The organism is Enterobacillus tribolii (genome assembly GCF_003363015.1).
Taxonomy (GTDB): domain Bacteria; phylum Pseudomonadota; class Gammaproteobacteria; order Enterobacterales; family Enterobacteriaceae; genus Enterobacillus; species Enterobacillus tribolii.
In genome coordinates this window covers 430,789-449,430 of record NZ_QRAP01000002.1, presented here as the reverse complement: position 1 = coordinate 449,430, position 18,642 = coordinate 430,789, and the positions used below count along the sequence as shown (strand labels likewise).

Sequence of the window (18,642 nt, the reverse complement as noted above, 5' to 3'; positions counted from 1 at the left end):
AGGGCTTTCATGCTGACAATGACTTTTCTGGTCAAGACCATCATCGACCTCTACGCCATGATTCTGCTGCTGCGCGTCTGGATGCAGTGGGCACGTACCGATTTCTATAACCCGCTGGCGCAGTTCGTGGTGCGCCTGACCCAGCCGATCATCGGCCCGCTGCGCCGCGTCATTCCCGCGCTGGGCCCAATCGACACCGCATCGCTGCTGGTCGCATTTATCCTGATGACGATCAAATACCCGCTGCTGTTGCTGATTCAGAGCGGCGAGATCACGTTCAGCGCGTATAACTTGTTATTCGGCCTGATTTCTCTGGTGAAAACCGCCGGCTATCTGGTGTTCTGGGCCATCATCGTGCGCGCCATCATGAGCTGGGTCAGCCAGGGCCGCAGCCCGCTGGACTACGTACTGCATCAGTTGACCGAGCCGCTGATGGCGCCGGTACGCCGCATTATTCCGGCCATGGGCGGGCTGGATTTCTCCGCTATGGTGGTGATCCTGGTCCTGTACCTGCTGAACTATCTGGGCATGGATACGTTCGGCCCAATCTGGGCGATTCTGTGAGTGCTGTCGAGCTTACCGATGATGGGCTGGTATTACGACTCTATATCCAGCCCAAAGCCAGCCGTGACCAAATCATCGGACTGCACGGCGATGAACTGAAAGTCGCCATCACCGCCCCGCCGGTGGATGGTCAGGCCAACGCCCATCTTGTAAAATTCATCGCCAAGCAGTTCCGCGTTGCTAAAAGTCAGGTCGTCATTGAGAAAGGCGAACTTGGCCGGCATAAGCAGTTACGCATCAGCCAGCCCCAGCAGTTCCCTGAACCAGTCGCCGCGTTGCTCCCTCAATAATTTCAGGAATTCGTTATGCAAAAAGTCGTATTAGCTACCGGTAACGCCGGTAAAGTTCGCGAACTCGCCAGCCTGCTGGCGGATTTCGGCCTCGACGTCGTCGCGCAAACCGATCTGGGCGTAGACTCCGCGGAGGAAACCGGGCTGACCTTTATTGAGAACGCCATCCTCAAGGCGCGTCACGCGGCGCAGGCTACCGGCCTGCCGGCCATTGCCGATGATTCCGGCCTGGCGGTGGACGTGCTCGGCGGCGCGCCGGGCATCTATTCGGCGCGCTACGCCGGCGAAGACGCCAGTGATCAGGCGAACCTGGAAAAACTGCTGGAAACGTTGAAAGATGTACCGGCGGGCCAGCGTCAGGCGCAGTTCCACTGCGTGCTGGTTTATATGCGCCACGCGGCCGATCCGACGCCGATTGTCTGCCACGGAAGCTGGGCCGGAGAGATCGCCTTCGCCCCCACCGGCGACGGCGGCTTCGGCTACGATCCCATCTTTACCATTCCGGAGCTGGGCCGTTCGGCGGCGGAACTGACGCGCGAACAGAAAACGGCGCTTTCTCATCGCGGCCAGGCGCTGAAACTGTTGCTGGAAGCCCTGAGTAATGCTTAACCTGCCGGCGCTGAGCCTCTACATTCACATCCCGTGGTGCGTGCAAAAATGCCCGTACTGTGACTTCAACTCACACGCGCAGAAAGGCGAGATTCCGTCGCAAGAGTACGTGGATCACCTGTTGGCGGATCTGGATGCCGATCTGCCGCTGGCGCAGGGGCGCAGCATCAGCACCATTTTTATCGGCGGCGGTACGCCCAGCCTGCTGAGCGCCGCGGGAATGCAGCGCCTGCTGGACGGCGTGCGCGCCCGCATCGCGCTGGACGCCGATGCCGAAATCACGATGGAAGCCAACCCCGGCACCGTTGAAGCCGATCGTTTCAGCGCCTACCAGCGGGCCGGCGTGAACCGGATTTCTATCGGCGTACAAAGCTTCAGCGCGCAAAAGCTGGAACGACTGGGGCGAATTCATGGCCCGGAAGAAGCAAAGCGCGCCGCGCGGCTTGCCGCCGGACTGGGGCTGCGCAGCTTTAATCTCGATCTGATGCATGGTCTGCCGGATCAAAGCCTGGAAGAAGCGCTTGACGATTTGCGTCAGGCAATAGAACTTGCCCCGCCCCATCTCTCCTGGTATCAGCTGACCATTGAGCCGAACACGCTGTTCGGTTCCCGTCCGCCGAAATTGCCGGACGACGACGCGCTGTGGGACATCTTCGAACAGGGCCACCGCCTGCTCAGCGCGGCGGGTTATCAGCAATACGAAACCTCGGCCTACGCCAAACCCGGCTACCAGTGTCAGCACAACCTGAACTACTGGCGTTTCGGCGACTATCTGGGCATCGGCTGCGGCGCGCACGGAAAAGTCACCCGGCCGGACGGCACACTGCTGCGTACGGCGAAAACCCGTCACCCGCGCGGCTATATGCAGGGGCGTTATCTGGACAAACAGCATCAGGTGGAAGATGCGGAAAAGCCGTTCGAATTCTTTATGAACCGCTTCCGCCTGCTGGAGGCAGTACCGCGCCGCGAATTCCAGAACCTGACCGGACTGAGCGAAAGCGTCATCCATGCGCAGCTCGATCAGGCCCTGGCACAGGGCTACATCACCGAGACGCCGGAGCACTGGCAAATCACCGAGCACGGCAAGCTGTTCCTCAACGCCCTGCTGGAACTCTTCCTCTAGCCCCGCGTCCCTCATCCCGATGCGTTATGAGGGGCCGCCGCATCATTTACTCCCGATAGCCGCGGTGATCCCTTCACAGTCGGAAATGAGGGCAATGCGCGGAAAAATATAGCGAAAGCTGTGTTCATGCTGCACGGCGTCAACCGTACTGCAAATGTCTTCCGCCATCACCACCGCATAGCCATGCTCCCACGCATTGCGCGCGGTGGATTCCACGCCCATATTGGTCGCAATGCCGCCCAGCACGATGTTTTTAATTCCGCGCCGACGCAACTGTAAGTCCAGGTCGGTGCCGTAGAACGCGCCCCACTGGCGCTTGAGCACGTGGATGTCCGTCTCCTGCACGCCCAGCACGTCCGGATAAGTCAGCCAGTTTTCCGGCAGTTGGCGGGCATGAGGCGACTCCTGCACCGGCTGCTTCAGGGCATCGTCAAACGACGGGGACCAGCCGACGCGCACCAGTATCACCGGCGCCTGATGCGCACGGAAATGACGGGCCAGCGCGGCGGCGCGCGTCAGCACGTCCTGCGCCGAATGCGGTCCGCCGGCGTACGGCAGGATGCCTTCCTGAAGATCGATAAGCACCAGCGCAGTTTCGGCAGGGTTCAGTGACAACATAAAAACTCCTGTGATAACGGGAAAGTCAGCGTAATACGTTACCTCACCCGGAAAGAGGCCTCAGTCGGAAATATGTAAGATTGTTTAACTTTCCCCCACCCTCATTTTTCCTCACGGACTCACATCATTTTTTATGACGGTATGTGATTTCTCCATGGTTGCTCTCTCCTGTTAATAACCACATCCACTGTTTATCAAATGGAGCAAACCATGAAGTACTCAACTCTCAGCGCCGCCCTGATGGCCGGTATCGCCTCTTTTACCGTTCATGCCGGCCCCCAGGCTCAGGCGACCTGCGCTTATCATCACACGCTCGGCGACGACGCCATCATGATGTTCGGCAAGCCCAATCAGGCGATGCTGCATGACTTTTTCGGCAATACGCACACCGACGCCTACTCGTCCTACGCCACGTTGCGCGCCAAGCCGGACACCACCTGCGATAATAAAGCTGATTCCTCCGCATATTGGGTTCCCACCATGAAGCTGCCTGACGGCGAGATCGTTAAGCCGGCCTATCAGAAAACCTACTACCAGGCCAGCAACGTTGACACCAATCCGCTGACCCCGTTCCCGCCGGGCCTGGAACTGCTGGCCGGCGACCATCACGGTACTGGGCCAAACAGTCACATCACGTTTCTGTGCGGCAACGGCAAAGGCTACAGCAATAAAGCCGGTGAAGTCTGCGGACTGCGCGCCGCCGGCGATGCGGTGCAATTCAATATCGGCATTGCCTTCCCCAACTGCTGGGACGGCGTAAACCTTAAGCCCGTACACGGAAAAATGAACGCCGCCTATAGCGTCAGCGGCGCTTGCCCGGCGGACTTCCCGGTTAAAATACCGACGGTAAATATGAACATTGCCTGGGTATTACCGCAGATTACGTCACTGGATACGTCGAAAATCCAGCTTTCCATGGACCCGACAATGCAAGGCGATCAACGCACGGAGAACTGGGGAGGGATCTACACCGCGCACGCCGATTTCATGAACGGCTGGACGGAAAACGGCGCGAAATTCATGGCTGAGCTGTGCATGAACAACAATATGGACTGCGGCACTAACGTACCTTATGACTACTCACCCGCCATTGATGACAGCTACGTCAGCAGTCAGGAGCCGAACGCCAACTTCGGGCAGAAACCTGATCTGATTTTGCAGGACAACTGGAAAGACGGCGGACGTAAGGCCAACCCGGAAACGCTGGCGCTGGTGAAGTTTAAAATTCCGCCGTTGCCGCAGGGTTTGTCCGAAACCGAGCTGGCGAACTTCAAGTACCGCATCCGGCTTTATGGCGCGAAAGAAGAAAGCGGCGCTGACCAGATCTTCTTCTACCCGGCAGGCTCTTCCGACTGGAACGAAAACAGCGTGACCTGGGATAACCGTCCGTCTTGTAACTACAACTCAGACGCCATTCTCTACCTGGATAACACGCGCAAATTCCACTACCTGGACGTAGATAAAGCTGTGCGTAAGGCCATTGCGGCCGGGAAAACTGAAATATCCTGGTATATCGGCGGCGATCGTCAGGGCCACACCTTCCGCTTTAACTCGGCGGAAACGAAAGAGAGCATGGTGCTGATGCTCAGCAGCTACGTTAAAGTTCCTGAAATTTAACCGGCAAAACCAAGGGCACGGGATCGTTCACCGTGCCCTTTCTCTTGGTTAACCCCGTTATTACTCCTGCTGATACCCCTTTACGGTTATTAATATTTTTTACTAACTGCAACAAAATTTGATAAAGGTCATTATTTGAACGGTCACAATTTGCTCTTATGGACCGTGCGTTATGTGAGGAACATCACAAGCGAATCGATTTAGCTATGGATTTTTGTCTATGTGCGGGAGAGAAATATATGTCGATAGTACGTACCTGTCTTAACCTGTTCGCCGGTGATACGGTCATCGTGCGTTGCACCCATGATTTCCATCTTCACCTGACCGGCGAGCGCGCCACCCAAAGCGCAGTGATTACCGCACGCGGCAACGGCGAAGCGTACCTGAGCGTGCCATACAGCGGGCTGTGGAACGTCGTGCTGGATACTAAATCCGACGCGCCGGAGCACTCGATCAGTTATCAGCCGGCCTGAGGCCGACGGATAAAAAAAACCGCCATCGTTCCGGCGGTTTTTTCTTTTCCGGCTTTAATCAGCCCTGCGGCAGTTCGCCGATCAGCGTTTTACGCTGTGTTTCAAGCGTCGTCATGCGGTTGCATACGTCTTGTCCGAATCCCTGAAACTCTTTTTCCTGATTCTTCCACTCTTTCTGCACCGCCTGCTGCAAACCGCCCAGGTTCCCCATCAGCGCTTTGAGCGGATTATCGGATTTAGTGGCCTGCTTCAGCCCCATTTCATTGATGCTGTCCTGCATAACGCCGCCCATCGCGGAGTTCACCAGTTTCTGACCATCCTGCTCCACCTGCTTGATCGCCTGATGGTGGAAAGCATAACCGTCGCTGCGTTTTTCCAGCACGCGCTCCATCTGCTTTTTCAGCTCGCCGTTGAGCGTCGTCAGACGATTGCGCACGTTGCTGTCGCTGCCCAGCTCCTGTACCAGCACGTTATCCAGCGAAGAACGCGCCTTTTCCAGATGCGTCTGCGCGCCCTGATAAATCCACGGCAGATCCTTGCGCAGCGCCGCCTGGTAGTCCACCGCCTGCTGCTGCGCCCTGGCGTTCAGCGTCAACGCTTTACCGTCGCGCATCACGTTCCCGTCTTTATCAATTTGCAGGTTGCCGCTGGCGCCAACCACCTGAACCTGACTCTCATTGATAATAATGTCGTCCTGCGGCTGTACGTTGCACTGCCATGCTGCCTGCGCCTGCCATGCGGTCAGCATCAGCAAGGGCAGCGTCAATCTACGGATCATACTTTCTCCTGAAAAATCAAAAGGCGCTCTCTGAACAAATCAAAAGATAACGCCTGAACTATTTCCCGCGTATGAATACATTGACCACCGCCGGAGGAAACCGTTCACACGATAAACAAAAGCGCCTGCCGTCGCCATACAGCTCATTCTTAAAGCCGGCATGAATGCGGGCTAAAAAAAACCTCCGGCTCGCGGAGGCTTTTATCTGCAAAATCAGTTACCGGGAAATCAATCCCACCAGATATCAAACAGCTCGCTGACCGTGACGTCCAGCATGCCGTTATCTTCCAGCCACTTCTTCACCAACTGGCGGTGCTCGTCGGTGCAACGGCCGATTTCCTGCAGGCAGATCAAGCCTTCCCAGCTCAGGTAGCCGCTGCCGTCAAACGCCAGCCCGTTAGGGTCGATAACGTCGTCAATCAGGCTGTCGACCTTGCGGTCGATTTCATCAATACCGGTGCCGTCCGGGAAACGCCAGCTCAGGCTGAAACCGATCTCCTGAAACTCATCAATATGCATCTTCTTGCGCAAACGACGGCTGCGTTGTATGGCCATTAAGCTATCCTCTCAAACATCAGATCCCAGTTACCATGTCCCAGACGCTGCCCACGCAGTTCAAACTTCGTTAACGGACGTGAATCCGGCCGGGGGACGTATGTATTGTCGCCGGACAGGTTTTTATATCCCGCGACGCCGTTCATAATTTCCAGCATATGTTCCGCATAGTTTTCCCAGTCGGTCGCCATGTGGAACACGCCGCCGGTGCGCAGCTTGCTTTTCACCAGCTCGGCAAACGGCGCCTGAACAATGCGCCGCTTGTGGTGACGCGCTTTGTGCCAGGGATCGGGGAAGAACAACTGCACCATCGCCAGTTCTCCATCCGGAATCATCTTCTCCAGCACTTCCACCGCATCATGACACATTACGCGCAGGTTGGTCACCCCGGCCTCCTGTGCCGACGCCAGGCAGGCGCCTACGCCGGGAGAGTGTACCTCAATGCCGAGGAAATTCTGCTCCGGGTGCTGCGCCGCCATCGTCACCAGGGACGCGCCCATGCCGAAGCCGATCTCCAGCACCGTCGGCGCCTCGCGCCCGAACAGGGCGTTCAGATCGAGCAACTCCGGCTCATATTCCACGCCCATCACCGGCCAGAGCGTTTCCAGCGCCTGCTGCTGCCCTTTGGTCAGCCGCCCCTGACGGCGCACAAAACTGCGGATACGACGCAGTACGCGTCCGTTTTCATCAAATTCCGGCGAAATTACGTCGTTCTTTATCATCGTTTTGTTCGTCTGAATGCAAAAAAGTAAAGGCGCATTATGCAAAGTTGGCCTGTTTTCACAAGCGCTAATTCAGTGTACGTCACCACAGGCAGATATTCCCGGCCCGGCGCTAACTTCCGGTTTACAGGCCGGGCGCACTGTGCTGCAATCGCAGCCTGTTTTTTACCGACGCCATTTTACGGGGGATCATTCCACGCTTATGATGCAGGCGCAACAGTTTGCTCAGGCCGTACTGGCCTGGTACGACCGCTACGGGCGTAAAACCCTTCCCTGGCAAAGCCCGAAAACGCCTTATCAGGTGTGGCTTTCGGAAGTCATGCTGCAACAAACCCAGGTTGCCACGGTGATTCCCTACTTCAACCGTTTCATGGCGCGTTTCCCCACCGTCGCCGATCTGGCCGCCGCCCCGCTGGACGAAGTGCTGCATCTGTGGACCGGGCTGGGCTACTACGCCAGGGCGCGTAATTTACACAAGGCTGCGCAGACCATCGTTGAGCGGCACGGCGGTGAGTTTCCTGCCACGTTCGACGAGGTCGCCGCGCTGCCCGGCGTGGGCCGTTCCACCGCCGGCGCTATTCTTTCGCTCTCGCTCGGCCAGCATTACCCGATCCTCGACGGTAACGTGAAACGGGTACTGGCGCGCTGTTATGCCGTCGCCGGATGGCCGGGGAAAAAAGAGGTCGAAAACCGCCTGTGGCAAATCAGCGCCGACGTCACGCCCGCCGACGGCGTCAGCCGTTTCAATCAGGCGATGATGGATCTGGGGGCGATGGTCTGCACCCGCAGCAAACCCAAGTGCGAACTTTGCCCGCTCAGCGCGGACTGCATCGCTTACGCCAATCACGACTGGGCAAGCTATCCGGGCAAGAAACCCAAACAGACGCTGCCGGAAAAAACCGGCTACTTCCTGATGATCAAACAGGGAACGCGCGTCTGGCTGGAACAGCGCCCGGCCGTCGGCCTGTGGGGCGGGCTGTACTGTTTCCCGCAGTTTGGCGGCGAACAAGCGTTGCGGGATCATCTTGCCCGCACCGGCTGTGTATCTCCCGATTTACACCAGCTCACCGCCTTCCGCCATACTTTCAGCCACTTCCATCTGGACATCGTGCCAATGCTGCTGGAAATACCCGAACGCAGCGCCTGCATGGATGAAGGCGCCGGACTCTGGTATAACTTAGCGCAGCCCCCGTCCGTCGGGTTAGCCGCCCCCGTTGAACGGTTGTTGCAACAGTTGGGTAAGGAAGCAGGATAAGCACAGGATGCCCGGACTTTACTACATCATGAGGACACTCCATGAGCAGAACCATTTTTTGCACGTTTTTGAATAAAGAAGCCGAAGGGCTGGATTTTCAGCTGTATCCGGGCGAACTGGGCAAACGGATTTATAACGAAATTTCCAAAGAAGCGTGGGCGCAGTGGATGTCCAAGCAAACCATGCTCATCAACGAAAAAAAACTGAACATGATGAACGCGGATGACCGCAAATTGCTGGAGCAGGAAATGGTGAATTTCCTGTTCGAAGGGCACGACGTGCACATTGAAGGGTATACCCCTCCGAGCGAGTGATGCCGGGCGGGGCTTACGTCCCTGCCCCCCGGCGTTGCGTCAATCCGGCTTTACGGTTATGACAGTTACGATGAAAAAATTTTTTGCGCTGCTCCTGCTGATTCCGCTGCTCATCTCCTGCTCCGGGAAAAAATCGGAGTACAACGAAGCCTACGTCAAAGACACCAACGGCTTCGACATCCTGATGGGCCAGTTTGCCCACAATATCGAAAATATCTGGGGCCTGAACGAAGTTCTGATCGCCGGACCGAAGGATTACGTCAAATACTCCGATCAATACCTGACGCGCAGCCACATTAACTTCGAAAGCGGTCAAATCACCGTAGAGACTATTTCTACCACCGATCCCACCGCCAGCCTGAAGCAAGCGATCATTCTCACCCTGCTGATGGGCGACGATCCCGGTTCGGTAGACCTCTACTCCGACGCCAACGACATTCAGATCAGCAAAGAGCCGTTCCTGTACGGCCAGGTACTGGACAATGAAGGCCAGCCGATCCGCTGGGAGTGGCGCGCCAACCACTTCGCCGACTACCTGCTGCAGAACAAGCTGCGCAAGCGTACCTCCGGTCTGCACGTCATCTACTCGGTCACTTTGCAACTGGTGCCCAATCACCTGGATAAACGCGCCCATAAATACCTCGGCATGGTGCGCAAGGCATCGGAGAAATACGGCGTGGATGAGTCGCTGATTCTGGCGATCATGCAGACCGAGTCGAGCTTCAACCCCTATGCGGTCAGCGGCTCCGACGCGCTCGGGCTGATGCAGGTGGTCCAGCACACCGCGGGTAAAGACGTCTTCAAGCAGAAAGGCAAATGGGGTACGCCGAGCCGCAGTTATCTGTTCGATCCGGAAAATAACATCGACACTGGTACGGCTTATCTGGCGATTTTGCAGAACAACTATCTGGGCGGGATCAAAAACGCGACGTCGCGGCGTTACGCAGTCATCACCGCCTACAATGGCGGCGCGGGCAGCGTACTGCGGGTCTTCTCCAGCGACAGAGCGCAGGCGGTCAACATCATGAACCAGATGTCGCCGGGCGATATCTATCAGGCGCTGACCACCCGCCATCCTTCGGCGGAGTCACGGCGCTACCTGCACAAGGTGAATACGGCGCAGAAAGGCTATCGCCGGGGATAATGGCTAACGGGGAGCGAAAACGCTCCCCGTTTTTTATTCGTCGTGCTCGTGATGATGATGATGGCCATGATCGTGGCCGTCTTCGCCCGGCACCAGCACCAGCTTGCCGTGACGCACGCCGCGCTCGGCGATAACCTGCTTGGCAAACTCCCGCACCTTCTCCGTCTCCCCCTTCAGCAGGGAAACCTCCATGCAACTGCCGTGATCGAGATGCACATGCAGGCTGGCGAGCGAAAGATCGTGATGATCGTGGAACGTCCGCGTCAGCCGTTTCGACAGCTCGCGCGCCTCATGATCGTAAACGTAAAACAGCGCGCCGACGCAGTTGGCGGCGTCATGCTCCGGCAGCGCCGTCGCCTGTAACCCGGCCCGGGCTAAATCGCGGATAGCCTCCGAACGGTTCTGGTAATTGCGTTCTTTAATAATGGCGTCAATTTCCGCCATCAGGTCATCATCAAGGGAAAGCGTTACCCGCTGCATCCGTTACACCTTGCAGAATAAAAAAGGATATCGCCAAGTATGCCATCGGCAACGCACGGAAAATATGCGTAATCCCTTGTTTTGCTGCAATATCGCCAAACGGGTTTGATTCATCCCACATATCCCGCCATCCCGGATGGAATAGCATTACAAATGTCACTTATGATGACAAACCCATGCCCCTAATTCAGGAGAAGATTCATGTCAGTATCTGCACGCAATCAGCTCACCGGTACCGTTACCGCAGTTGCCAACGGCGCGGTTAATGATGAAGTGGAGCTTACGCTTCCCGGCGGCGATAAGCTGGTTGCCATCGTTACGGCCCAAAGCCAGAAATCGCTCGGTCTGGAAACCGGAAAGGAAGCCATCGCGTTGATCAAGGCGCCGTGGGTTATTCTGGCTTCAGAAGATTGCGGCCTGCGTTTTTCCGCCCGTAACCAGTTCGCCGGCGTGATTACCACGCTCGAAAAAGGCGCAGTTAACGCAACGGTACATATCAAAACGGATTCCGGTCTGCCCCTGACCTCAGTGATCACCAACGAAAGCCTGGCAGAAATGGCGCTGGCCGCCGGTTCACGCGTTGTTGCGTTGGTTAAGGCCTCTTCCGTACTGCTGGCCGTTAAGAAATAAATTCCGGTCAGAGCCAGCGCCCGCTGGCTCTCCCGTTTCTCTTTCAGTTACACGTTATTATTACGCATCTCAAAGCGCGGCGAGATCAGCCCGTACAGCGTCCAGCCCAAGAAAGTTACGATAGCACCGTACATCATCGCCTCTTCCCCGGAGGAGTACAGCGCATAGAAGCTGTAAATCGCCCCGATTAACGCAATGATATTCGCCACGCGGGCTTTACCCGGATCAACCTTCGCCACTTTCTGAATAATCACCAGCGCCGCCATCGACAGGATGTAAGGAATAATGTTCGTTACTACCGCCAGGTTCACCAGTACGTTGAACTGTTTGTTCAGCGACGGGCTGATGGTCATCAGGGAAAGCAGCGTCTGAATAATCACGATGACCAGCATGCCTTTAACCGGCGCTTCAGCCTTGGTGATTTTCGAGAAGACTTTCGGGAAGTAGCCTTCGTCCGCCGAGGATTTGAACACCTGGGCGATGGTGAACTGCCAGCCCAGCAGCGAACCGCAGCAGGACATCACCATCAGCGCCATGATGACTTTACCCACGCCGGGCGTGAACATCTGCGCAAACGCCAGGCCGAACGGCGCGGTGGAGTTAGCCAGATCCATATTCGGTACGATACCGGCAATCACGTTGGTGGAGATGATATAAATCACCGCCGCACCCAGCGTCCCGCCCAAAACGGCGATCGGCACGTTGCGCTCCGGGTTTTCCACCACGTCAGTGTTGGCGCAGGCGGATTCCAGCCCCAGGAACGCCCACAACGTCATGGCGATAGAAGAACCGACGGCTTCAAATGCCGGCATATGATGCGGGTTCCAGGATGCGGCGTACATTTCCGGGCTGAACCAGAACCAGCCAATCACGGAGATCCCGACCACCGGGATGATCACGCCCCAAACGGTCACGCCGCTGATTTGTCCGGTGATGCGCGCGCCGCCGAAGTTGGCAACGGTACACAGCCACAGCACGCCGATGGTGGCGATCGCGATACCCAACGGCGACAACGCGGCGCCGATAAGCTCGGTGCCATAACCCACGGCGGAAATCGCAATCGCGACATTGGCGATCAACAGCGACACGCCGTAGGTATAGTTCGCCATAAAGTTACCGGACTTGCCGAACGCATATTCAGCATAACCGCCCATCCCGCCGGACTTGCGGCTGAACATCCCGCATTTGGCGAACGCATAGGCCAGCGCCATCGATCCCACCGCCGTCACCAGCCAGGAGACGATGGAGATAGTCCCGACTTCCGCCAGCTTGGTCGGCAGCATAATGATACCGGACCCCATCATATTTACCGCGGTCAGAATCGTTAGCTGGACCACGCCCATTTTGTTTTTTGAGGTACTCATAATCGTTCTCTCTTATTCTTTTCCGTGCGGGAAACGCGGAGAAATCACGCGCTTCCCGTCTGTGCTCAGTGAACGCCCGATTACCGTTTAATCATGTAGCCGTAGGCGCGCTTGCGGTTGTCCTCGTCTTCCTGGATGTAAACCCCCTGAAGCTCCGGCGCAAAGCCGGGCAGCAGGTTGATCCCCTCTTCCAGGGCCAGGAAATACCGCTGCACCGCGCCGCCCCAGATTTCACCGGGAACCACGCACAGCACGCCCGGCGGGTAAGGCAGCGCGCCTTCCGCCGCGATGCGCCCTTCCGCCTGGTTCAGCGCCACCAGCTCAACGTTGCCGCGTACCAGCTCCAGGTTGGCCTGCTGCGGGTTCATGGCTACTTTCGGGAAGTAAGCTTTACGGAACATCTCTTTCTGCAACTGTTTCACGTCATGGCTGACGTAAAGATCGTGCATCTCCTGGCACAGCTGGCGGATGGTGTAACCGCGGTAGCGCGCTTCATTGGCGGCATACACGGAGGGGAGCACTTCGGAAAGCGGTGCATCTTCGTCCAATAAGCGTTCAAAATGGGCAATCTGGGCGACAAGATGCTGCATCTTCGCCATATCTTCCGCCGGGGTCATCAGGAACAGAATGGAGTTCAGATCGCATTTTTCCGGCACGATGCCGTTTTCACGCAGGAAGTTAGCCAAAATCGTCGCCGGCACCCCGAATGCTTCATACTCGCCGCTTTCGGCGTTAATGCCGGGCGTGGTCAGCATCAGCTTGCAGGGGTCAACGAAGTACTGGTGCTCCGCGTACCCTTCGAAGGCGTGCCAGCGCTCGCCGGGGATAAAGTTGAAGAAACGCAGGTCGTTAGCCATCTCTTCGGTGCTGAAATCCTGCCACTTTTTACCGTCCACCAACGTCGGCACGAAGGGTTTGACGTGATGGCACAGCTTCAGCAGCAGTTTGCGGGTTTCGATGCCGACCTTAACGCAGTCCATCCACATGCGTTTACCGCTCTCGCCTTCGTGCATTTTGGCGTTAACGTCCAGCGCGGCGAACAGCGGGTAAAACGGACTGGTGGACGCGTGCATCATAAAAGCATTGTTCATACGTTTATGGTTGACATAGCGCGCCTGGCCTTTGATATGCCGGTCTTTTTTATGGATCTGCGACGTCTGGGAGAAACCGGCCTGTTGTTTATGCACCGACTGGGTCACCAGAATGCCCGGATCGTTCTCGTTCAGATCCAGCAGCAACGGCGAACAATCTTTCATCATCGGAATGAACTGTTCGTACCCGACCCAGGCGGAATCGAACAGGATGTAGTCGCACAGATGACCGATCTTATCCACCACCTGACGGGCGTTGTAGATGGTGCCGTCATAGGTTCCCAACTGAATCACCGCCAAACGGAACGGACGTTTTTCCTGCGCCCGATCCGGCGCGACTTCACGCACCAGACCACGCAGGTATTTCTCTTCAAAACAGTGGGCGTCGATCCCGCCGATAAAGCCGAACGGGTTGCGCGCAGTTTCCAGGTACACCGGCGTAGCTCCGGCCTGCAACAGCGCGCCGTGATGGTTGGATTTGTGGTTGTTGCGATCGAACAGCACCAGATCGCCCGGCGCCAGCAGGGCGTTCAGCACCACTTTGTTGGAGGATGAGGTGCCATTAAGCACAAAGTAGGTTTTATCGGCGTTAAAGACCTTGGCCGCATGCTGCTGCGCAGCGCAGGGCGCGCCTTCATGAATCAGCAAGTCGCCCATTGCCACATCGGCGTTGCACAAGTCGGAGCGGAACAGCGTTTCGCCAAAATAGTCGAAGAACTGACGCCCGGCGGGATGGCGGCGGAAGAACTGCCCGCCCTGGTGACCGGGGCAATCAAACGCGGCGTAGCCTTTGCTCACGTAGTCCATCAAACGTCCGAAGAACGGCGGCAGCATGTCGTTTTCATAGCGGACGGCCGCGGCTTCCAGTTGTTTGCCATAAAATTCGCCGTTGCCGTCGCTCATTTCAAATACGCCGGTAACCCGCGGCAGAATGGACGGCGGCAACTCATCTTCATCGCACACCGCGACAAACACCGGCAGGCCGAAACCGGTTTGTTCCACGTTCTCCAGCATTCCGCTGACGGCGTCCACTACCGACAACACAACGGCGGAGATATCCGTAAAATCCGTATTACGAATATCGACGGTTTCCCTGGTGGTACTAAAGCAAGAAGTCACATCAACGCTTACAGCGACTTTATTATTAAACTGAGCCATTTCATTTATCTCTTTTTAAAGGCAAGGCTCCCCTGAGGCCATTAAATAATGCCCTTCAGATAAGCCCAAAATATTAAGACAAGCCGGGGCCGCAATAATAAACGCCAGGGTTCATTATCGTTCAAACGGAAAGTCTTATTCCGCCTTCGTTAAGGAGAATTCATGGAAAAAAATTCCACGAATAAACCGAACCGAAGACTGCCGGCATCACAGCGAGAATAATCCGCACGTCTAATGCGGTGTTCCCTGCCGGCAAAGGCATCGTTGCAACAACGGGAGTTAGTTATGATTTGCCATAGATATCCACGACATGCAGATAAATAACGAACAAATCAAAATATTATTTAAGCCGGTATCGGGTGCGCATCATTAACGGACGGACACGATCCTTAGCTCAGACAATGACTCTCCGCCAGACGCAGGAATGCCATCGTAAAGGAGGGAGTTATTTGGAGTTGAAGATATGAAAGTCAAAGCAACTACGATGAGCCATCATCATAATATGCGTCACCCGCCTGATATGGGGCCATGACCTGTTGTTATTTTCCATTTTATATTTCCTCGGACATTTGGAAATCTGAGCACATTGTAGCGACTGCCTTTTTCCAAACTGTGAGGTCCATCACTAAACCCCAGCGCATCAACAGTCAAAAACAACGCATGATGAATTATGTCTGCATAAATTCACTACAAAATAGAAAAATAACAAATTAAAAACAATCCCTGAGCACATATCGCCGAAATGACTCGCTATCAGATAATTCTCGGTACGATAAAATGATAATGAAATGTTAAAAAACGAAATAAGAAAATAATTTCGTGATTAAACAAAGTGCATGCCAGGCTATAAACTTTGCATCTGTATTCAGATTACCATTTGATGGTATTGTGATATTAATCACAAAAAAACGCGACCGGCAGATAAATAACCGGTCGCGCAGTCGTACCAAATCGTGACAGTCAATCAGCTGAACAATTTACCCTTAAGCAAATTCAGCCCTTCTGACAGCAGATCCTGCTGAGCAGGTACTTCACCTTCCGGTGACAGGCCGTCAATCATCTTCGGCAGATATTCGGCTATCAATGCGGAAGTGGTTTGAGTATTCATGCCCAGTTTTTCCGCCAGCTGTCCGATGGCCGGGGAGCCCAGCACAGAGGTAATCTGTTCGGCAGAGATCGGCAGGTTTGCACCGCTGCTGATCCAGGATTCGACGATTGCCGCCAGACCGCCCTGACGGAACTTATCCAATACGCCCTGAATGCCGCCCTGGCTTTCCAGCCAGGATAAAATTGCCTGATATTGACCTAGTTTGCCGGCCTGACCGCCCAGCATACCGGCCATTTGATCGAGTAAACCCATGATGTAAATCCTGCTAAATGTGTTGATGATCGGAGCGCCGCAGCACATCCGTCCGAATCCATAAAAAAGAAAGACGCTACTCCTCTTCCCGGAATAGCGTCATCCGTAATACCTGTTATTTTTTAGGAATAATCAGCACCTGGCCGGGATAAATTTTGTCTGGGTGCTTCAGCATCGGCTTGTTGGCTTCGAAAATACGCTGGTATTCGTTGGCCGTGCCATACATGGCTTTAGAAATAGCGCTGAGGGTGTCACCGGATTTCACCGTGTAGTAACGGCTCTCGTCACCGGCCTCGGTGGCCGACATATTGTCGTTTACCTGGCTAATCCCGGCTACGTTTCCGACAGCAACCATGATTTTCTCTCTGATCGCCTGAGAAACGATATCGCCTCCCACCGTCGCCGTACCGTCTTCCGCTACCTGCACATCAATTTTGTCCGCATCCGGAATACCCAGATTGTTGATATGTTCTTTCAGTTTTTCCCCTTGTTCTGCCCGATTGTTGTTACCGGACACGGCATCCCATAGCTTATCGCCTGCCTCTTTCACAAAACTAAACAGTCCCATTTTGCCTCTCCATTTTATGGGTAAAAACGTTTTCCCGTGCGTAACAGCACGGAACCAGAGTCTATACAATAATAGGACAAAAATCGCTATGAGACCTTTCGTATTAACCACATAATGGTCATGGATAAGGAAAATCCGGAGGAATCCTGTACAAGAACGCACCATTCAAGGCATCAAACTGTAGCGTTCAGAGATCATCATGCGGTGCCCCGCCGTTATCTTCACGCCAGACACGTCCCGCCGTGCGAAAATTGAACCGTATGCCGTTGATATAACGGGGTGCGCCAACATCAGGCGAAAATCAGGGGCCAGGCCGCCTGTGGCGGTGCCGTGGCGTGTAAATATTTTTATTAACAGAATATAAAGCCCAATTAGGAATAAGCCTAAAATACGCAGTTAAGCAAAGAGAGATAATCGCTTTTGACAATGAAATTACATAAAAAAAACGCGCTACCAGAAATAGCGCGCTGAAAGGGATGATGATGACAAGAAGAAGGGTTTTTCCTCTTGAAATGATTAAATCATATCGCATTACAACATTTTGGGCTTTACGTGCCTTGCTCTGCAGCAATAAAAGCTAATGAGCAACTTTCAGAATATCTGCCGGGCACTATTATTTAATTAATCTTATCGCTCAGATAACTTTAGGATTCTCCTAATTACGCATAACGCCGGAAGAGCTCTCCCGGCGGATGAATAATACGAATATGAATCCGTTACGGTAAGAAGGGATAATCGGTATAACCCTGCGCCCCGCCGCCAAAGAAAGTATTACGATCGGCCTCATTCATCGGTGCGCCCGACTGCAGCCGCACCACGAAATCCGGATTCGCCAGCACCATCTGACCATAGGCTTCCAGATCCGCCAGGCCGGAAGTCACGTCCGCCCCCACATCTTCACGCGCCCGTCCGGGGCGGTTAAGCACCAGCACGCCTTGCCACAAGCGGCGGATATCAGCCAGCAACGGTTCGTTGCCCTGATGCATGATGTGCAGATAAGCCAGGCCCAGCTTGTTAAGCTCCGCCACCAGGTAACGATAAAGATCCGGGCCTTCTTCCCCCTCATCAATCCCCCACATACTGGTGCCCGGCGACAATCGAATCGCCGTGCGTTCCGCGCCAATCTCTTGCGCAACAGCGGCCGCGACGTCAAGCGCGAAGCGCGCACGGTTTTCGATAGAACCGCCGTACTCATCATCACGGGTATTTGCGCTGGGCGCCAGGAACTGCTGAATCAGGTAAGCATTCGCCCCATGAATTTCAACGCCATCAGCCCCGGCGTTAACCGCACAGCGTGCGGCAAAACGAAAATCATTAACGGTACTGCGCACTTCTTCAGTGGTCAGGGCGCGCGGCTGCGGAATATCCTGCAACCCAGTCATGGTAAACATCCCCGTGCCGGGAGCGATGGCCGACGGCGCAACACCCTGGCGATGATGAGGCGTGTTATCAGGATGGGACATCCGTCCGGCATGCATCAGCTGAATGAAAATAGGGCTGCCTTTCGCATGAACGGCATCCGCAATCTTTCTCCAGCCGGCAATATGCGCATCGGTGTAAATACCCGGCGTGGTCAGATATCCCTGCCCGTCATCCGAGGGCTGCGTCCCTTCTGCCACTATCAGCCCCACTCCCGCACGCTGGGCGTAATACTCCGCAGCCAGCTCACCCGGCGTGCCATCAACCTGCGCCCGCGAACGGGTCATCGGCGCCATGACGATACGGTTGCTTAAGGCGTATTTGCCTACCTGTACAGGGCTGAAGATGTTGCTCATGATGATGTCCTTATATTTTCGTCTTTGAGACGAACATCTTCGGTGAAAAAACAGGCGGAATAAACGCAGGGAAATGGGAATGACTATTCCGTTTATGGAACAATAATCATAATGTCGTGCCTGGACATCACCTAAGCACGTCATTCAATGTCCA

General features: G+C 55.2%; 22 protein-coding genes. 10 read left to right on the top strand and 12 right to left on the bottom strand.

Annotation, left to right across the window (positions count from 1 at the left end; all coding sequences use genetic code 11):
* Positions 1-9: 9 nt before the first annotated feature.
* Genes C8D90_RS06760 through hemW form a run of 4 tightly spaced genes read left to right on the top strand, consistent with a single transcriptional unit; the run spans position 10 to position 2,586 of the window.
* On the top strand, positions 10-564 hold the full coding sequence (locus C8D90_RS06760) for a YggT family protein (protein ID WP_115457661.1): 555 nt from the start codon (positions 10-12) through the stop codon (positions 562-564).
* Positions 561-854, top strand: coding sequence for a DUF167 family protein YggU (gene yggU / locus C8D90_RS06755; protein ID WP_115457660.1), 294 nt, complete (start codon positions 561-563; stop codon positions 852-854). Before C8D90_RS06760 ends, yggU begins: the two co-directional genes overlap by 4 nt.
* A 15-nt stretch (positions 855-869) precedes the next feature.
* Positions 870-1,463, top strand: coding sequence for an XTP/dITP diphosphatase (locus tag C8D90_RS06750; RefSeq protein WP_115457659.1), 594 nt, complete (start codon positions 870-872; stop codon positions 1,461-1,463).
* Entirely contained in the window at positions 1,456-2,586 is a 1,131-nt protein-coding gene (hemW, locus tag C8D90_RS06745; RefSeq protein ID WP_115457658.1) for a radical SAM family heme chaperone HemW, read from the top strand. The genes C8D90_RS06750 and hemW overlap by 8 nt, the downstream gene beginning before the upstream one ends.
* A gap of 42 nt (positions 2,587-2,628) precedes the next feature.
* On the opposite strand, the gene C8D90_RS06740 is transcribed toward hemW, so the two are convergent.
* Positions 2,629-3,204, bottom strand: coding sequence for a hydrolase (locus C8D90_RS06740; protein ID WP_115457657.1), 576 nt, complete (start codon positions 3,202-3,204; stop codon positions 2,629-2,631).
* Between the two features lie 210 nt (positions 3,205-3,414).
* On the opposite strand from C8D90_RS06740, the gene C8D90_RS06735 reads away from it, so the two are divergent.
* Both C8D90_RS06735 and C8D90_RS06730 read left to right on the top strand, forming a co-directional pair.
* Complete coding sequence (locus tag C8D90_RS06735; protein WP_115457656.1) at positions 3,415-4,821, top strand: CBM96 family carbohydrate-binding protein; 1,407 nt, start codon at positions 3,415-3,417, stop codon at positions 4,819-4,821.
* A 239-nt stretch (positions 4,822-5,060) separates the two neighbouring features.
* Positions 5,061-5,294, top strand: a complete 234-nt coding sequence (locus C8D90_RS06730; RefSeq protein WP_115457655.1) for a hypothetical protein — start codon at positions 5,061-5,063, stop codon at positions 5,292-5,294.
* 58 nt (positions 5,295-5,352) lie between these two features.
* Here C8D90_RS06730 and C8D90_RS06725 read toward each other — a convergent pair whose 3' ends face one another.
* The 3 genes from C8D90_RS06725 to trmB form a co-directional block, all read right to left on the bottom strand.
* The gene (locus C8D90_RS06725) at positions 5,353-6,072 is read right to left on the bottom strand and encodes a YggN family protein (protein WP_115457654.1); all 720 of its coding nucleotides are present in this window, start codon (positions 6,070-6,072) and stop codon (positions 5,353-5,355) included.
* 228 nt (positions 6,073-6,300) lie between these two features.
* Positions 6,301-6,627: a YggL family protein gene (locus C8D90_RS06720; RefSeq protein WP_115457653.1), complete on the bottom strand. Its 327-nt coding sequence runs from the start codon at positions 6,625-6,627 to the stop codon at positions 6,301-6,303.
* On the bottom strand, positions 6,627-7,349 hold the full coding sequence (trmB, locus tag C8D90_RS06715; protein ID WP_260503105.1) for a tRNA (guanosine(46)-N7)-methyltransferase TrmB: 723 nt from the start codon (positions 7,347-7,349) through the stop codon (positions 6,627-6,629). Before trmB ends, C8D90_RS06720 begins: the two co-directional genes overlap by 1 nt.
* Positions 7,350-7,491: 142 nt before the next feature.
* Here trmB and mutY point away from each other — a divergent pair, with 142 nt between their 5' ends.
* From mutY to mltC, 3 genes are all read left to right on the top strand, one after another.
* Positions 7,492-8,604, top strand: a complete 1,113-nt coding sequence (gene mutY, locus C8D90_RS06710; RefSeq protein WP_376744978.1) for an A/G-specific adenine glycosylase — start codon at positions 7,492-7,494, stop codon at positions 8,602-8,604.
* A gap of 41 nt (positions 8,605-8,645) precedes the next feature.
* A complete protein-coding gene (locus tag C8D90_RS06705) occupies positions 8,646-8,918 on the top strand; it encodes an oxidative damage protection protein (RefSeq protein WP_115457651.1) in 273 nt (90 codons plus the stop codon).
* A gap of 70 nt (positions 8,919-8,988) precedes the next feature.
* Entirely contained in the window at positions 8,989-10,062 is a 1,074-nt protein-coding gene (gene mltC / locus C8D90_RS06700) for a membrane-bound lytic murein transglycosylase MltC (protein ID WP_115457650.1), read from the top strand.
* Between the two features lie 33 nt (positions 10,063-10,095).
* Here mltC and nikR read toward each other — a convergent pair whose 3' ends face one another.
* Both nikR and C8D90_RS22090 read right to left on the bottom strand, forming a co-directional pair.
* Positions 10,096-10,542 carry a nickel-responsive transcriptional regulator NikR gene (gene nikR / locus C8D90_RS06695; RefSeq protein WP_115457649.1) on the bottom strand — a complete coding sequence of 149 codons (447 nt, stop codon included), beginning with the start codon at positions 10,540-10,542 and terminating at the stop codon, positions 10,096-10,098.
* A complete protein-coding gene (locus C8D90_RS22090; RefSeq protein WP_162844371.1) occupies positions 10,517-10,663 on the bottom strand; it encodes a hypothetical protein in 147 nt (48 codons plus the stop codon). The genes nikR and C8D90_RS22090 overlap by 26 nt, the downstream gene beginning before the upstream one ends.
* A gap of 80 nt (positions 10,664-10,743) precedes the next feature.
* On the opposite strand from C8D90_RS22090, the gene C8D90_RS06690 reads away from it, so the two are divergent.
* A complete protein-coding gene (locus C8D90_RS06690) occupies positions 10,744-11,172 on the top strand; it encodes a TOBE domain-containing protein (protein ID WP_115457648.1) in 429 nt (142 codons plus the stop codon).
* A gap of 47 nt (positions 11,173-11,219) precedes the next feature.
* Here the strand turns inward: C8D90_RS06690 and potE are convergent, their stop codons facing one another.
* The 6 genes from potE to C8D90_RS06660 all read right to left on the bottom strand — a co-directional run bounded on the left by potE (position 11,220) and on the right by C8D90_RS06660 (position 18,488).
* On the bottom strand, positions 11,220-12,536 hold the full coding sequence (potE, locus tag C8D90_RS06685) for a putrescine-ornithine antiporter (RefSeq protein WP_115457647.1): 1,317 nt from the start codon (positions 12,534-12,536) through the stop codon (positions 11,220-11,222).
* Positions 12,537-12,616: 80 nt separating this feature from the next.
* A complete protein-coding gene (speF, locus tag C8D90_RS06680) occupies positions 12,617-14,785 on the bottom strand; it encodes an ornithine decarboxylase SpeF (RefSeq protein WP_115457646.1) in 2,169 nt (722 codons plus the stop codon).
* 445 nt (positions 14,786-15,230) lie between these two features.
* Positions 15,231-15,335: a leader peptide SpeFL gene (gene speFL, locus C8D90_RS06675; protein WP_115457645.1), complete on the bottom strand. Its 105-nt coding sequence runs from the start codon at positions 15,333-15,335 to the stop codon at positions 15,231-15,233.
* Between the two features lie 414 nt (positions 15,336-15,749).
* Complete coding sequence (locus C8D90_RS06670) at positions 15,750-16,145, bottom strand: YidB family protein (RefSeq protein ID WP_115457644.1); 396 nt, start codon at positions 16,143-16,145, stop codon at positions 15,750-15,752.
* Positions 16,146-16,260: 115 nt separating this feature from the next.
* The gene (gene lysM / locus C8D90_RS06665; RefSeq protein ID WP_115457643.1) at positions 16,261-16,713 is read right to left on the bottom strand and encodes a peptidoglycan-binding protein LysM; all 453 of its coding nucleotides are present in this window, start codon (positions 16,711-16,713) and stop codon (positions 16,261-16,263) included.
* Between the two features lie 716 nt (positions 16,714-17,429).
* Positions 17,430-18,488, bottom strand: coding sequence for an alkene reductase (locus tag C8D90_RS06660; protein WP_115457642.1), 1,059 nt, complete (start codon positions 18,486-18,488; stop codon positions 17,430-17,432).
* Positions 18,489-18,642 lie beyond the last annotated feature (154 nt).

Excerpts from the sequence above, each read along its gene's own strand:
- speF (WP_115457646.1), bottom strand. The coding sequence starts at position 14,785 with ATGGCTCAGTTTAATAATAAAGTCGCTGTAAGCGTTGATGTGACTTCT.
- C8D90_RS06720 (WP_115457653.1), bottom strand. The coding sequence starts at position 6,627 with ATGGCCATACAACGCAGCCGTCGTTTGCGCAAGAAGATGCATATTGAT.
- C8D90_RS06750 (WP_115457659.1), top strand. The coding sequence starts at position 870 with ATGCAAAAAGTCGTATTAGCTACCGGTAACGCCGGTAAAGTTCGCGAA.
- trmB (WP_260503105.1), bottom strand. The coding sequence starts at position 7,349 with ATGATAAAGAACGACGTAATTTCGCCGGAATTTGATGAAAACGGACGC.
- C8D90_RS06660 (WP_115457642.1), bottom strand. The coding sequence starts at position 18,488 with ATGAGCAACATCTTCAGCCCTGTACAGGTAGGCAAATACGCCTTAAGC.
- C8D90_RS06725 (WP_115457654.1), bottom strand. The coding sequence starts at position 6,072 with ATGATCCGTAGATTGACGCTGCCCTTGCTGATGCTGACCGCATGGCAG.
- hemW (WP_115457658.1), top strand. The coding sequence starts at position 1,456 with ATGCTTAACCTGCCGGCGCTGAGCCTCTACATTCACATCCCGTGGTGC.
- C8D90_RS06690 (WP_115457648.1), top strand. The coding sequence starts at position 10,744 with ATGTCAGTATCTGCACGCAATCAGCTCACCGGTACCGTTACCGCAGTT.
- C8D90_RS06735 (WP_115457656.1), top strand. The coding sequence starts at position 3,415 with ATGAAGTACTCAACTCTCAGCGCCGCCCTGATGGCCGGTATCGCCTCT.
- nikR (WP_115457649.1), bottom strand. The coding sequence starts at position 10,542 with ATGCAGCGGGTAACGCTTTCCCTTGATGATGACCTGATGGCGGAAATT.
- C8D90_RS06730 (WP_115457655.1), top strand. The coding sequence starts at position 5,061 with ATGTCGATAGTACGTACCTGTCTTAACCTGTTCGCCGGTGATACGGTC.
- lysM (WP_115457643.1), bottom strand. The coding sequence starts at position 16,713 with ATGGGACTGTTTAGTTTTGTGAAAGAGGCAGGCGATAAGCTATGGGAT.
- C8D90_RS06740 (WP_115457657.1), bottom strand. The coding sequence starts at position 3,204 with ATGTTGTCACTGAACCCTGCCGAAACTGCGCTGGTGCTTATCGATCTT.
- speFL (WP_115457645.1), bottom strand. The coding sequence starts at position 15,335 with ATGGAAAATAACAACAGGTCATGGCCCCATATCAGGCGGGTGACGCAT.
- C8D90_RS22090 (WP_162844371.1), bottom strand. The coding sequence starts at position 10,663 with ATGTGGGATGAATCAAACCCGTTTGGCGATATTGCAGCAAAACAAGGG.
- C8D90_RS06760 (WP_115457661.1), top strand. The coding sequence starts at position 10 with ATGCTGACAATGACTTTTCTGGTCAAGACCATCATCGACCTCTACGCC.
- C8D90_RS06705 (WP_115457651.1), top strand. The coding sequence starts at position 8,646 with ATGAGCAGAACCATTTTTTGCACGTTTTTGAATAAAGAAGCCGAAGGG.
- potE (WP_115457647.1), bottom strand. The coding sequence starts at position 12,536 with ATGAGTACCTCAAAAAACAAAATGGGCGTGGTCCAGCTAACGATTCTG.
- mltC (WP_115457650.1), top strand. The coding sequence starts at position 8,989 with ATGAAAAAATTTTTTGCGCTGCTCCTGCTGATTCCGCTGCTCATCTCC.
- C8D90_RS06670 (WP_115457644.1), bottom strand. The coding sequence starts at position 16,145 with ATGGGTTTACTCGATCAAATGGCCGGTATGCTGGGCGGTCAGGCCGGC.